The following is a 13,397-nucleotide window of genomic DNA, read 5'->3' as shown; positions in this document are numbered from 1 at the left end:
TCGAATAGGGGTTGCCCCCTGGTATATAAAGGACAATTCTGGAGACATTCCGCAGAATCTCGTAAATGCCTACAATGCTGCGATTGTCATGATGAAGCGTAACCTAATGGCGACGGCGTCGGACGACGATTTCACGCGCTATGTTAAGAAAGCCCGGCCGACGCTACGGCGCATGGCCTTCCGGCTTTCCTCCGACTGGTACGAGGCCGACGATCTCGTCCAGCGAACGCTCATCGCCATTTACCGCCGATGGGAACTCCTGCAGAGCCGGGACAAGATGGCCCGCTACACGTACGCGATCATGACCCGGCTGATCATCAGCGACCGGCGGGCCCACCGCTGGTCGCGTGAGGTCCTGTACGACCTGCCCCCAGAGCCTCCACCGCTGCCCGACCCCTACCGCCCGCTCGACGACCGGCTCCGGCTCTTCGACGCCCTGGCGGCCCTCGCACCCCGACAGCGGACCGCCGTCGTGCTGCGCTACTGGGAGGACCGCAGCGTGGAGGAGACGGCCAGGGTCATGGGCAGCAGCTGCTCGACGGTGCGCAGCCAGACTGTCCGGGCCCTGGCCGCGCTCCGTTCGGCGCTGGAGGCCGGCCCTGAGGAGGAGCCACCCGCCCCGCCACCGCCCGATGACGCGGACGGCGAATCCCAAGAGGCCCCAAGGAAAGGGGAGGTACCCGCATGCCATTGCCGACACGGAATAGCATCCTGACCATCGAGGCGTTCGCCGACACCATACTCCCGGGCGAGAAGCGGACGCCGGACGACCGGGCCGTCGCGGGCGCGGCGCCGGGCGCAGGCGCCGTCGCGGCCGGCGCCCTCGACCTGCTGCAGTGGTCGGCGACGGGGGTCCACGACGGGCTCGACGACTTCGCGGCGGCGCTGGACGGGCACGCCCTGGCCTACGCCGAGGAGCTCGGCCTGGAGCTCGACCAGGACGTCCCGCCGTTCGTCGCGCTGCCGTTCGAGCACCGTACGGCCCTGGTGGGGCGGCTGACCACACCCGGTCACCGCGAGAAGGAGCTGTGGATCAGCCTGGCCCTGTTCAGCTACATGGCCTACGACTCCGCGGCCCATCTCAACACCGCCGAGGCGATCGCCGCGGGCCACCCGGGACTGACCGCCCTGGGCATCGCCAAGCCCGGCGCCGACGGCCTGTGGAGGTTCCCCGACTTCTCCTACGGCCGCAAGCTCGCCGACCCGCATCCGGACACGATTCCCACGGGGAGCCTGCCATGACCACTAGCGAACGCACCGACGTCCTCGTCGTCGGCAGCGGCTTCGGCGGCGCGATCGCGGCCTACCACCTGTCGGCCGGCGGCGCCCGCGTGGTGGTGCTCGAACGCGGCCCGTGGCTGGAGGGCGAGGACTTCGAGCACGACTTCAAGCTCGGCTCCTCCTACACCCGCGCCTTCGACTTCGTCGTGGGCGACGGCATGAGCGTGCTCGGCGGCAACTGCGTGGGCGGCGGCAGCGTCGTCTACTTCGCCGCGATGCCGCGCGCCCCTGGCTTCGTCTTCGAGCGGCACGGCAGCATCGGCAGGCGCATGTGGCCGGCCGCCGTCAGCCGCTCCACCCTCGACCCCTGGTACGACCGGGTGGCCGAGTCGATGCCGGTCACCACGCAGGGCTGGAACGACGTCACCTACGCCGGCGGGCTCTGGGCGGCGGCGTGCGACCACGCGGGCCGCACCGCCAACCCGGTGCCGGTGGCGGTGGACAACGACAGGTGCGTCAACTGCAACTGGATGATGTCCGGCTGCCGCTTCGACGCCAAGCGCTCGCTGCTGACCAACTACCTGCCCGCGGCCATCGCGCACGGCACGCAGATCCGGCCGCTGCACGAGGTGCAGCGCATCTCCAGGACCGACGACGGCGGCTACCGGGTCCACTACGACCTCATCGACGAGGAGGACTACCGGCTCAGGAGCCCGGGCGGCACCATCGACGCGAAGATCATCGTACTGGCCGCCGGCGCCGGGGCCACACCCGTCATCCTGCAGCGCAGCGAGGCGGAGCTGGGGCCGATGCCGCACGCCGTGGGCCGCTACTTCTCCGGCAACGGCGAGCGGCTCAACACCGCGGTGTTCGACGAGGACAAGGTACGCGAGGTGCTCGGCCTGTCGCGGCCCGGCGGCCTGGCCTACGAGGCCAACCAGATCGGCAAGGGGCCGACCGTGGCCAACTGGGACCGGCTGGACCCCTCGCTGCCCGAATACACCCGTTACTCGCTCGAACAGCTCTACTTCCCGCCCGGCCTCGGCACCGTGCTCGCACAGGTGCCCGAGGGGGACGGCCCCACCTGGTTCGGCGTCAAGAAGAAGGAGATGCTGGCGCGCTGGCGCTCCTGGCTGATCATCTTCCAGATGATCGAGGACGACAACGAGGGCGTGTTCGGGCCGCCGCCCGCCACCGGCAACGCCGACCGGCTGTCGCAGCAGATGCTGGGCGTGGGCCGCCTGCGGTACAACCCGTCGGAGACCACCCTGCGGGCCTGGGCCATGGCGGACGCCGAGGTGAAGGAGATCCTGGAGCGCGACGGGCTGGCCACCGTCACGGCCTGGACCAACGACGTCATCGGCGCCTACACCGTCCACCCGCTGTCCTCCTGCCGCATCGGTGACGATCCCGCCACCTCGGCACTGGACGACCGGCACGAGGTACGCGGCCACCCCGGAATCTTCGTCACCGACGGCTCCGCCGTACCCGGGGCCCTGACCGTGAACCCCGCGATGACCATCGCCGCGCTCGCCGAGCGGGCCGTCCCCGCCATCGTGGCGGCGGCCCGCGAGCGAGGCGTCGAGGTCGTCTACGGAGCGCCCGCGCCCGACGGGGCCACCAGCGGGCGGCGGGGCGTGGCCGGCCAGGTGGCCGGACTGCTGCGCGGATAGGAGGGCCCCGCGATGGGCGAGATGCTCACCAAGGCGACGCTGCCGGGCGTGCTGGCGCAGGTCCGGCACGTCACCCCGGTCCGCCCGGCCGCCGCGCAGGGCCTGGTGGCGCAGGTGTACGCGCAGGTGGAGCGGGAGTTCGGGATGCTGGCACCGCCGGTGATCCTGCACTCCCCCGCCCCGCAGACCCTGGCCGCCTCCTGGGCCATGCTGCGGGAGTCGCTGCTCGCCGAGGGCACGCACAGCAGGGAGACCAAGGAGGCGGTCGCCGCCGAGGTGTCCCGTGCCAACTCCTGCCCCTACTGCGTGGACGTGCACCAGGCCACGCTGGACGCCCTGCTGCGCACCCGGCCGGCCCCGGCGGGCGGCCCGGCCCGCTCGCCGGAGCTGGTCGCGGTCAGCGCCACGTTCCACTACCTCAACCGCATGGTCAACGTCTTCCTCGGTCCGTCACCGCTGCCGCCGCGGCTGCCCGTGGCGGCCCGCGGGCTGATGCTGCGGCTGTTCGGCCTGATCATGCGACCGGCCGCGGCCAAGCCCCGGGCCCCCGGCGCGGCGGCCGCGCTGCTGGCCCCGGCGCCGCTGCCGGCCGACCTGGCGTGGGCCCGCGACGTGCCGCACCTGGCCGGCGCCTTCGCCGGTGCCGCCGCGGCCATCGACGCCGCGGGGCGCCGCTCGGTGCCGCAGGGCGTCCGCGAGCTGGTCACGTCCTGCCTCGACGGATGGGACGGCACTCCGCCGGGCCCGAGCCGCGCCTGGCTGGCCGAGCCGGTGTCCGGCCTGCCGCCGGCCCAGCGTCCGGCCGCCCGCCTGGCCCTGCTCACCGCCATGGCCTCCTACCAGGTCGACCAGGAGGTCGTGGCCGAGTTCAGGCGCCAGGAGCCGAGCGACCTGACGCTCGTCGAGTTCACCGCCTGGGCGAGCCTGGCCGCGGCCAGGCTCGCCGTCCGGCGCTCGCTTTCCGACAGCCATCCGACACCCCATGAGAGGACGTAACCGTGAGCGACTTGGAGAACGTGCTGCGCGACCTGGCGGCTGACGGCGATCAGCTCGATCGGCTGGTGTCCGGCCTGGAGCCGTCGCAGTGGCAGTTGCCCACGCCCGCGACCGGGTGGAGCATCGCCGATCAGATCGCCCACCTGGCCTTCATCTTCAAGCTGGCCAAGCTGGCGGCCTCCGACGCCGAGCTCTTCCAGCACCTGATCAGGGACGCCGCGCACGACTTCGACGGCGCCGTGAACGCCGCCCTGGCGGACTATCGGGACGACTCACCCGAAGTGCTGCTCGGGCGCTGGCGGGCCGAGCGGGAGGGCGCGGTGAGCGCGCTGGCCGCGGTGCCGCCGGACCGGACCGTGCCGTGGCTGGTCAACCCGCTGCCGCCGACCATACTCGGGAGCGCCGGCATCATGGAGCAGTTCGCGCACGGGCAGGACATCGCCGACGCGCTCGGGACGCGCCTGGAGCGTACCGACCGGCTCCGCTACCTCGTCATCTTCGCGGTCCTGACCAGGGACTTCGGGTACCTCGCGCGCGGTCTGACGCCGCCCGCGGAGGAGTTCCGCTTCGAGATCACCGCGCCGTCCGGCGAGCTGTGGGCCTACGGGCCCGCCGATGCCGAGCAGCGCGTCACGGGTCCCGCGGAGGACTTCTGCCTGCTGGTGACCCGGCGCAGGCACCGCGACGACCTGCGGGTCACCGCCGTGGGCGCCGTGGCCGACCACTGGCTGGACATCGCCCAGGCGTATCGGGGGCCGGCGGGGGCGGGTCGTACTCCGGGGCAGTTCGACGACCTGGCCGCACGGGCCTGACCGACGAAGGCGAAGGCGCGGCCGGACCCGGCCGCGCCTTTGTCGTCCACCCCTTTCGCGGGGCAACATCCGGACACGGGGCTGCAGTTTCGTGCGCCGGATTTCCCTTCCGAGGCCCGCCCGGAGTGCGGCACCATTGCATTATCAGCAAGGCGGAAATGGCAAGGGCAGCCTCAATAGAAAGGGACGGGAAAGTGCGCGCCGGTGGGAGGGAGCGGGAGCCCTCCCGCCGGTGAGCTCGACGGACACCACGGTTTTCTCCCGGCACCGCGACATTCCCGAATCGTCGTCATGACCTGAACAATGCGTCGCCGTGGCCTTTGCCGGTCGCCGCGGCCTCTACATATCTGGGCGTCACAATGGGGTGTTGCCGTGTTTGCGCGGCGGGCGCTGGCGGTGCTTGTTACGCAGCATCGCCAGCGCGCGGGCGACGGCCGAGCGCGTGTGCGCCGGGTCGATGACGTCGTCGACCAGTCCGCGCTCGGCCGCGAAATGCGGGTGCATGAGTCGCTCGCCGTACTCGGCCATCAGCGCCGCGCGCAGCCCGGCCGGGTCCTCGGCGGCCGCCAGCTCCTTGCGGAAGATCACGTTCACCGCGCCTTCCGCGCCCATCACGGCGATCTCGTTCGTCGGCCACGCCAGTGACACGTCGGCGCCGATGGAGCGGGAGTCCATCACGATGTACGCCCCGCCGTAGGCCTTACGCAGGATCACCTGGACGCGCGGCACGCTGGCCTCGCAGTAGGCGTACAGCAGCTTGGCACCGTGCCGGATGATGCCGGCCTGCTCCTGTTCGGTCCCCGGCAGGAAGCCGGGCACGTCCACCAGGGTCAGCAGCGGGATGTTGAAGGCGTCGCAGAGCCTGACGAACCTGGCCGCCTTCTGCGAGGCCGCCGCGTCGAGCACCCCGGCCAGCACGAGCGGCTGGTTGCCGACGACGCCGACCACCTCGCCGTCGATCCTGGCCAGCGCGCAGATCACGTTGGCGGCCCAGTCCCGGTGCAGCTCCAGGAAGGCGCCGTCGTCCACCACCTCGGCGATGACCGCGCGCATGTCGTACGGCTTGTTCGGCTCCACGGGCACGATCTCCGCCAGCCGGGGCCGCACGTCCGTCACCGCGCCCCGGGGCGGGCCGCTCGGCGGGAGCTCCTGGTTGCCGGCCGGCAGCAGCGAGACGAGGTAACGCACGTGCTCCAGGCATCCGCGCTCGTCGTCGTGCACGAACGTGGCCACGCCCGACGTACGGCCGTGCACCTCGGCGCCGCCGAGCTCGGCGTGGGTGGGGCGCTTGCCGCTGACCGCCGCCACCACGTCGGGGCCGGTCAGGTAGATGTAGGAGGTGTCGCGCACCATGAAGGTGAAGTCGGCCAGCGCGGCCGAGTAGGCGGCGCCGCCCGCGCACGGGCCGAGCACCACGCAGATCTGCGGGATGACGCCGGAGGCCTGCACGTTGCGCTGGAAGATCCCGCCGTAGCCGTTGAGGGACATCACCCCCTCCTGGATCCTGGCGCCTCCGCTGTCGTTCAGGCCGATGAACGGCGAGCCCGTGGCGAGGGCCAGGTCCATCACCTTGTGGATCTTCGTGGCGTGCGCCTCGCCGAGCGAGCCGCCGAAGATGGTGAAGTCCTGGGCGTACACGAACACCCGGCGGCCGTGGACGGTGCCGGACCCGGTGATCACGCCGTCCGTGGCGGGCCGCTGCTCCTCCATGCGCAGCCCGTGCGCCTGGTGCTGCCGGTACATGTCGATCTCGGTGAAGGACCCCTCGTCCAGCAGCATGGCCAGCCGCTCGCGCGCGGTGTGCTTGCCCAGGGCGTGCTGGCGGTCCACGGCGTCGCGGCGGCCGGCGAGGATCCGGTCGCGGAGTCCGTCGCGCTGCTCGCGCAGCAACCGCATGGACCGCTCCGGACGCGCCCCGTTCCCGCCACCACCTCCGCTTCCCCCGTTGGCGGCTCCGTTGGCGGCCCCGTTGGCGGCTCCGTTGGCGGCCCCGCCGGCGCTTTGGGCGGCGCGTCCGTCGGGGGTCGCGCCGTCGTCACCGCCGTTGGGGCCGTCGGCCGTAGCGGGGGCTGTGCTGAGCTCAGAGATGCTCACTGGTTCTCCTTCAGATCCAGTTCTCCTCCTTCGCCCGCAGCGCCGCCTGGAAACGGTTGACGGCACCGAGCCGGGCCATGAGGTCGGCCACGTAGCGGCGGTAGGTCCGGACCGAGACGTCGATCTCGCGGGCGGCGACCTCGTCCTTGTCGGCCGTGGCCATCACCGAGAGCACCCGCCGTTCCAGTTCGGAGAGCTGAGGAGCGTCCGCGCTGGGCTCGGTGAAGTTACGCAGGTCGACCGCGTCCTGCCAGACGCCGTCGAAGTAGGTGATGAGCTGGGAGACCAGGCCGGGCTCGCGGACGAGCAGGGCGCCGCGGTGGCTCTCCTTGGGATGGATCGCCACCACGGCCACGCTGTCGAAGATGACCATACGGTCCATCTGGGCCTCGGTGATCCTGATCTGGGCTCCCAGGCTCGCCAGGTCGCGCAGGTAGGAGTCCATCAGCGGGTTGCCGAGTGCCGTGGGGTGGTAGACCTCCCGTACGGAGAGCCCGCGGCGGAGGTTGCGGGTGGCCACCACCCGGCCGGTCTCGATGGCGCCCGGCGAGAGCGGTCCGCCGGGGTGCAGCGCCAGGGTCTGCTCGTAACAGAAGAAGCCGAGGTCGTCGATGCGCCGCCGTACCTCGTCCAGGCCCTCCACCCGCTCGATGGCGAGCACGCCGCTGGAGGACTCGCCGCCGCGCAGGTCCTCCTCCAGCGTGGCGATCACGTCGCGGGTTTCGAGCACCCGGCGGATCTCCATGTTGAGCTCGTCGAGACGCTTCTCGATGAGCCGCTCGACGCCCACCCTCGGCTCGGTGGCCACGACCCGGTGCCGGTCCTTGATGTCCAGCAGGCCCAGCCGCCCGAGTTCCTCCACGATGGCTTGGACCCGCTCCGGGTCCGCGTCGGCGAGCCGTTGCCGGGCCGAACCGACGCTGTCGCCGGGGTGCCGTAGGAAATACCGGTAGATCTCAACTGCTTCAGCTGAAACCCCGATGACAGCAATGTCCATGGCTCACCTCGACGCGCCTGCGCGCTAAGTGCCCCGTGGGGTGTTCTGGTAGGCGGCCAGGCGCCACTGCCCGTCCTCCCTGACGACCACCCAGGTGGCCCTGATGGCCCGCTCCTCGGCGACCTCGCTCTCACCGGGCGCGAGCACGCCGCCCTCGGTGGTCAGGATCGCCGTGTCCGCCCCGTAGAACCTGACGTCGATGACCTCGCCGGTCACCTTGGTGTTCCGGTACGGACCCGCGAAGGCGGCCCGCATGAACGCCTGGATGTCCTCCCGGCCCTTGCGGTAGCGCCCGGGCAGGATCATGGTCCCGTCCACGCTGAAGGTCTCGGCGAAGGCGGCCGCGTCGTGCTTGGCCCAGGCCACGATGATCTTGCCGGGCACCGCGGCGACGGCTACCCGGTCGTCGGGACAGACCTCTTCGGCGACGGCGGGCGCGGGACTGGTCGTGGTCATGGCGTGTCCTTTCACAGGTAGAGCGTGTTGGGTGCCTGGCCGCACAGGATCCGCCCGTACAGCTCCGCGTTGGTGTCGGGGTGCATCAGGGCGTGCAGGTTGATCGCCTGCACGTCGCGCGCGATGCGCTGGATCGGCTGGTCGGAGTAGATCGACGAGCCGCCGCTCGCCGCGGCCAGGATGTCCACGGCCTCCTTGCCCAGGCGGACCACCATCCCCATGTCGGCGCGGGCCTTGACGCGCTCCTCCACCGTCCACGGCGTGGCGTCCTCGCCCTTGCGGTCCACCAGCTCGGTGAGCCGGCGGGCGTGGAACTCCGCCTGGTCGATCTTCATCGTGGCCTCGGCCACCTGAAGGTGGGTCAGCGGGGCCTCGGCCTGCGACGTGTAGTCGGTGTAGGTGATCTTGCGGTGCGGCAGCCGCTCGAAGAACGCGTCCCTGGCCCCTCTGGCGAGCCCGAGCACGGTGCCGATCGAGGAGGCGGAGGCCACCGGCAGCAGCGACGAGCGGTAGATCGGCCGTTCGGCGTTGAGCCGGGAGGCGAGCTGACCCTGCAGCACGACGGGCAGCGGCAGCACGCGCGCGGCCGGTACGAAGACGTCGGCGGCGACCGTGCTCACGCTGCCCGTGCCCTTCAGCCCCGAGGTGTTCCAGTCGTCCACGATCCGCAGGTCGGACATCGGGACCAGCCCGATGATCGGGTACGGCTCGCTGCCCTCGCCGACCAGCACCGCCACGATCATCTGCCAGTGGGCGTGCGCGGCGCCGCTGATGAAGGCCCACCGGCCGTTGACCACGACGCCGCCCTCCACGGGAGCGGCCATCGCGCTGGGGCTGAGGGTGCCGCAGACCCGCACGTCCGGGGTGGCGAACACCTCGTCCTGCACCTCGTCGGGGAAGGCGGCCGCCCCCCACGTGGCGATCCAGTAGACCGAGGTCACCCAGGCGGTGGATCCGTCGCCGGCGCCCAGCGCGGCGGCCACCTCGGCCAGCGTGCGCGTGTCGGCCTCGTACCCGCCGTAGCGGACGGGAGAGCGGAGCTTGAACATGCCCGCGTCGGTCAGCGCCTCGATCGTCTCGTCATGCAGGCGCCGGTTCTCTTCCGCCCACAACGCGTGCTTCTGGAGGGTGGGGGCCAACTCGGACGCGCGACGAACCAGCTGCTCCCGGGTGGGGGTGTCGGTGCTCGGCACGGTTCCTCCTACAGGAATGCAGACGACAGGCACCCCTGAGTGGGGTCGTCATCCCGACAGTCGCAGCCGCCGCCCGACCTGCGCACCTTCTGGATTGCCCAGCGGGCAGCGCAACTTGCGAGTAGCCCCGTGAGCCGATCGGGTGCCAGCATCGACCACAGAGAACAGGCCGACAAGGGGAGCCGACGTGACCTTGGCACGGCACACATCCCGCCCGCTGACCGGCGAGGAATACGTCGAGTCCCTGCGTGACTCGCGAGAGATCTACATCTACGGCGAGCGGGTTGACGACGTCACCACGCACCCCGCCTTCCGCAACCCCGTGCGCATGACGGCGCGCCTGTACGACGCGCTGCACGACCCCGACCTGCGCGGAGTGCTCACCGGGCCGACGGACACCGGCGGTGACGGCTACACGCACAAGTTCTTCACCACCCCGCGCAGCGCCGAGGACCTGGTCGGAGCGCAGCAGGCCATCGCGGCCTGGGCCAGGATGACCTACGGCTGGATGGGCCGCAGCCCCGACTACAAGGCCTCCTTCCTCGGCACGCTGGGCGCCAACGCCGAGTTCTACGCGCCCTTCTCCGACAACGCGCGGCGCTGGTACCGCGAGTCGCAGGAGAAGGTGCTCTTCTGGAACCACGCCATCGTCCACCCACCGGTCGACCGCAACCGGCCGCCGGACGAGGTGGCGGACGTGTTCGTGCACGTGGACGAGGAGACCGACGCCGGCCTGGTGGTCAGCGGGGCCAAGGTGGTCGCCACCGGCTCCGTGCTCACCCACTACAACTTCATCGCCCACTACGGCCTGCCGATCAAGGACAAGCGGTTCGCGCTGGTGGCGACCGTACCGATGGACGCCCAGGGCATGAAGCTGATCTGCCGTACGTCCTACGCCGCCACGGCGGCGGTGATGGGCAGCCCGTTCGACTACCCGCTGTCCTCCCGGCTGGACGAGAACGACACCATCCTTGTCCTGGACCGGGTGCTCATCCCGTGGGAGAACGTGTTCATCTACGGCGACCTGGGCAAGGTCCAGCTGTTCACCGCCCGGTCCGGTTTCCCCGAGCGGTTCACCTTCCACGGCGCCACCCGCCTGGCGGTGAAGCTGGAGTTCATCGCCGGCCTGCTGGCCAAGGCCCTGGACATCACCGGCACCTCGGACTTCCGCGGCGTACAGACTCGTCTGGGCGAGGTGCTGGCCTGGCGCAACCTGTTCTGGGCGCTGTCGGACGCCGCCGCGCGCAATCCCGTCCCGTGGGAGAACGGCGCCGTGCTGCCCAACCCCGCCTACGGCATGGCCTACCGGTGGTTCATGCAGCTCGCCTATCCGCGGGTCAAGGAGATCATCCAGCAGGACGTGGCCAGCGGCCTGATCTACGTCAACTCCAGCGCCGACGACTTCAAGAACCCTGACGTCCGCCCGTACCTGGACAAATACCTGCGCGGCTCCAACGGCGCCGATGCCGTGGACCGGGTGAAGGTGATGAAGCTGCTCTGGGACGCGGTGGGCACGGAGTTCGGCGGCCGGCACGAGCTGTACGAGCGCAACTACTCGGGCAACCACGAGAACGTCCGGGTGGAACTGCTGCTCTCCCAGCTCGCGGTCGGCCAGGTGGACGCATACAAGGCCTTCGCCGACGAATGCCTGTCCGAGTATGACCTGGAGGGCTGGACGGTCCCCGACCTGTCATCATTCCCCGACCTCCGCCAATCCCGCAACACCCTCCTGAACAGCTGACCCCCACCCGCCCCGCCGCCCGGCCACGCCGACCATGGCGTGCTCAGCGGTGGCGGGGCTCGCTCGTGGCGGGGCTCGCTCGTGGCGGGGCTCGGTCGTAGCGGGGCTCGGTCGTAGCGGGGCTCGGTTGCGACGGGGCTCGGTTGCGACGGGCTTGGCAGTGGCGGGGTCGGCAGTGGCAGGCTCAGTCGTGGCGGGCTCGGCGGTGGCGGGGCTCGGTCGTTACGCAGGCGGCCGTCACGCACGCGGCCGTCACGCACGCGGCCGTCACGCACGCGGCCGTCACGCACGCGGCCGTCACGCACGCGGCCGTCACGGAGGCGGCCGTCACGGGCTTGGTTGGCGGCGGGTTGGTGTCTTTCGGCGTGGGCTCGTGCACGATGGCTGCGCGCCGGCGGTGCTGCGGCGCGCGGGTTCAGCGGCCAGTCACGCGCCTGGTGGATGGGCCCCCAGCGGGGCGTCCCTCGATGGCGCACTGCAGCGCCTGTGGGTGCGCGCGTCTGCCCTCGGTTTCCAAGCCCGCTACCGGGCGCCCAATGCACACGCCGACGCCCGGACGCCCAAACGCAGCCGCCCGGAACGCCCGACATAACCCGCGGACGCCCGGACCGCGACGCACCCGCCGCCCCTCGGACGCCCAACGCACCCGCCCACGCCCGGACGCCCAAACGCGGCCGCCAACGCCCAGCCGCCCGACGCAGCCGCCCGGACGCCCGACATAACCACCGAGACCCGGACGACCGACGCGCCAGCGCCCGGGTAACCAACGCAGCCGCCGAGGCCAGGCGCCCCGGCGCGGGCCGGGCAGGGGTCGGGGAGTGGGCCGGGCAGGGGCCGGGCAGTGGGCGGGGTGGTGGGTTTGTGGCGGGTTGGTTGGAGTGCGTGGTGGCGCCGGTCCTTCAATGGCAAGCGCCCCGGCGAGTGGGCCGGGGCGCTGTGTCGGTCGGGGCGCTGCATCGGGCGGGGTGGGGGCGTCAGGGTGCCCGGGTGGCGGTGGTGTGGAGGGTTTCGGCGCGGTCGGTGGACTCCCAGGAGAAGCCGTCGCGGCCGAAGTGGCCGTAGGCGGCGGTTTCGGAGTAGATCGGGCGCAGCAGGTCGAGGTCGCGGATGATGGCGGCGGGGCGCAGGTCGAACACCTGGAGCACCGCGTCCTGGATCCGCGCGACCGGCACCTTCTCGGTGCCGAACGTCTCGACGAAGACGCCGACCGGGCGGGCCTTGCCGATGGCGTAGGCCACCTGGACCTCGGCACGGTCGGCCAGCCCGGCGGCCACGACGTTCTTGGCCACCCAGCGCATGGCGTAGGCGGCCGAGCGGTCGACCTTGGACGGGTCCTTGCCGGAGAAGGCGCCGCCACCGTGGCGGGCCATGCCGCCGTAGGTGTCCACGATGATCTTGCGGCCGGTCAGCCCGGCATCGCCCATCGGACCGCCGACCTCGAAGCGGCCGGTCGGGTTGACCAGCAGCCGGTAGCCCTCGGTGGCGAGGTCCAGGCCGGCCAGCAGCGGCTCGACGACCTGGTCGCGGATGTCGGGGGCGAGCATGTCCGCCAGGTCGATCCCGGCCGCGTGCTGCGTGGAGACGACCACGGTGTCCAGGCGGATCGGGCGGTCGCCGTCGTACTCGACCGTGACTTGGGTCTTGCCGTCGGGGCGTAGGTAGGGGATGGTGCCGTTCTTGCGGACCTCCGCCAGGCGGCGGGCCAGCCGGTGGGCGAGCGTGATGGGCAGCGGCATCAGTTCGGGGGTCTCGCGGCAGGCGTAGCCGAACATCAGGCCCTGGTCGCCGGCGCCCTGCCGGTCCAGCTCGTCGCTGACGCCCTCCTCGCGGTGCTCGTAGGCGTCGTCGACACCCTGGGCGATGTCCGGGGACTGCGCGCCGATGGAGACCGACACGCCACAGGAGGCGCCGTCGAAGCCCTTGTGGGAGGCGTCGTACCCGATGTCGAGGACCTTGTCGCGGATGATGCCGGGAATATCGACATAAGTCCGGGTCGCCACCTCGCCCGCGACATGCACCTGACCGGTGGTGATCATCGTCTCGACGGCGACCCGGCTGCCGGGGTCCTCCTTCAGCATGGCGTCGAGAATCGCGTCACTGATCTGATCGGCGATCTTGTCCGGATGGCCCTCGGTGACCGACTCGGAGGTGAACAGGCGCCGAGTCATGATGCGGAACTCGCAAGCCGGCTGCCGCCGGGCGGCAACGCGCGGG

At 71.4% G+C, this 13,397-nt stretch carries 11 protein-coding genes; 6 read left to right on the top strand and 5 right to left on the bottom strand.

Features of this window, described 5'->3' with window-relative positions:
• Nucleotides 1-88: 88 nt before the first annotated feature.
• From BLS95_RS11765 to BLS95_RS11745, 5 genes are read left to right on the top strand one after another with little or no spacing between them, the layout of a single operon-like run.
• On the top strand, nucleotides 89-715 hold the full coding sequence (locus tag BLS95_RS11765) for a SigE family RNA polymerase sigma factor (RefSeq protein ID WP_342742693.1): 627 nt from the start codon (nucleotides 89-91) through the stop codon (nucleotides 713-715).
• Nucleotides 685-1,242 carry a DUF5987 family protein gene (locus BLS95_RS11760; RefSeq protein WP_090930930.1) on the top strand — a complete coding sequence of 186 codons (558 nt, stop codon included), beginning with the start codon at nucleotides 685-687 and terminating at the stop codon, nucleotides 1,240-1,242. The genes BLS95_RS11765 and BLS95_RS11760 overlap by 31 nt, the downstream gene beginning before the upstream one ends.
• The gene (locus BLS95_RS11755; RefSeq protein ID WP_090930929.1) at nucleotides 1,239-2,894 is read left to right on the top strand and encodes a GMC family oxidoreductase N-terminal domain-containing protein; all 1,656 of its coding nucleotides are present in this window, start codon (nucleotides 1,239-1,241) and stop codon (nucleotides 2,892-2,894) included. The genes BLS95_RS11760 and BLS95_RS11755 overlap by 4 nt, the downstream gene beginning before the upstream one ends.
• Before the next feature lie 12 nt (nucleotides 2,895-2,906).
• Complete coding sequence (locus BLS95_RS58965) at nucleotides 2,907-3,890, top strand: carboxymuconolactone decarboxylase family protein (protein ID WP_090930928.1); 984 nt, start codon at nucleotides 2,907-2,909, stop codon at nucleotides 3,888-3,890.
• 2 nt (nucleotides 3,891-3,892) lie between these two features.
• Entirely contained in the window at nucleotides 3,893-4,702 is an 810-nt protein-coding gene (locus BLS95_RS11745; protein WP_090930927.1) for a TIGR03084 family metal-binding protein, read from the top strand.
• Between the two features lie 354 nt (nucleotides 4,703-5,056).
• Here the strand turns inward: BLS95_RS11745 and BLS95_RS11740 are convergent, their stop codons facing one another.
• The 4 genes from BLS95_RS11740 to BLS95_RS11725 all read right to left on the bottom strand — a co-directional run bounded on the left by BLS95_RS11740 (nucleotide 5,057) and on the right by BLS95_RS11725 (nucleotide 9,442).
• Nucleotides 5,057-6,598, bottom strand: a complete 1,542-nt coding sequence (locus tag BLS95_RS11740; protein WP_090931048.1) for an acyl-CoA carboxylase subunit beta — start codon at nucleotides 6,596-6,598, stop codon at nucleotides 5,057-5,059.
• 208 nt (nucleotides 6,599-6,806) lie between these two features.
• Nucleotides 6,807-7,793 (bottom strand): helix-turn-helix domain-containing protein, encoded by a 987-nt coding sequence (locus BLS95_RS11735; RefSeq protein ID WP_090930926.1) that lies wholly within the window; start codon nucleotides 7,791-7,793, stop codon nucleotides 6,807-6,809.
• 24 nt (nucleotides 7,794-7,817) lie between these two features.
• Complete coding sequence (locus BLS95_RS11730) at nucleotides 7,818-8,249, bottom strand: SgcJ/EcaC family oxidoreductase (RefSeq protein ID WP_090930925.1); 432 nt, start codon at nucleotides 8,247-8,249, stop codon at nucleotides 7,818-7,820.
• Between the two features lie 11 nt (nucleotides 8,250-8,260).
• Nucleotides 8,261-9,442 (bottom strand): acyl-CoA dehydrogenase family protein, encoded by a 1,182-nt coding sequence (locus BLS95_RS11725; RefSeq protein WP_090930924.1) that lies wholly within the window; start codon nucleotides 9,440-9,442, stop codon nucleotides 8,261-8,263.
• A 187-nt stretch (nucleotides 9,443-9,629) separates the two neighbouring features.
• On the opposite strand from BLS95_RS11725, the gene BLS95_RS11720 reads away from it, so the two are divergent.
• Entirely contained in the window at nucleotides 9,630-11,183 is a 1,554-nt protein-coding gene (locus BLS95_RS11720) for a 4-hydroxyphenylacetate 3-hydroxylase family protein (protein WP_218135695.1), read from the top strand.
• 974 nt (nucleotides 11,184-12,157) lie between these two features.
• Here BLS95_RS11720 and metK read toward each other — a convergent pair.
• The gene (gene metK / locus BLS95_RS11715; RefSeq protein WP_090931046.1) at nucleotides 12,158-13,351 is read right to left on the bottom strand and encodes a methionine adenosyltransferase; all 1,194 of its coding nucleotides are present in this window, start codon (nucleotides 13,349-13,351) and stop codon (nucleotides 12,158-12,160) included.
• Between the last annotated feature and the right edge of the window lie 46 nt (nucleotides 13,352-13,397).

This window comes from Nonomuraea jiangxiensis (genome assembly GCF_900099965.1).
GTDB lineage: Bacteria > Actinomycetota > Actinomycetes > Streptosporangiales > Streptosporangiaceae > Nonomuraea > Nonomuraea jiangxiensis.
This window is presented reverse-complemented; position numbering and strand designations above follow the sequence as displayed.

Coding starts and splice junctions, on each gene's coding strand:
- BLS95_RS11755 (WP_090930929.1), top strand. CDS start 1,239: ATGACCACTAGCGAACGCACCGACGTCCTCGTCGTCGGCAGCGGCTTC.
- BLS95_RS11735 (WP_090930926.1), bottom strand. CDS start 7,793: ATGGACATTGCTGTCATCGGGGTTTCAGCTGAAGCAGTTGAGATCTAC.
- metK (WP_090931046.1), bottom strand. CDS start 13,351: ATGACTCGGCGCCTGTTCACCTCCGAGTCGGTCACCGAGGGCCATCCG.
- BLS95_RS11765 (WP_342742693.1), top strand. CDS start 89: ATGATGAAGCGTAACCTAATGGCGACGGCGTCGGACGACGATTTCACG.
- BLS95_RS11760 (WP_090930930.1), top strand. CDS start 685: ATGCCATTGCCGACACGGAATAGCATCCTGACCATCGAGGCGTTCGCC.
- BLS95_RS11730 (WP_090930925.1), bottom strand. CDS start 8,249: ATGACCACGACCAGTCCCGCGCCCGCCGTCGCCGAAGAGGTCTGTCCC.
- BLS95_RS58965 (WP_090930928.1), top strand. CDS start 2,907: ATGGGCGAGATGCTCACCAAGGCGACGCTGCCGGGCGTGCTGGCGCAG.
- BLS95_RS11740 (WP_090931048.1), bottom strand. CDS start 6,598: ATGCGGTTGCTGCGCGAGCAGCGCGACGGACTCCGCGACCGGATCCTC.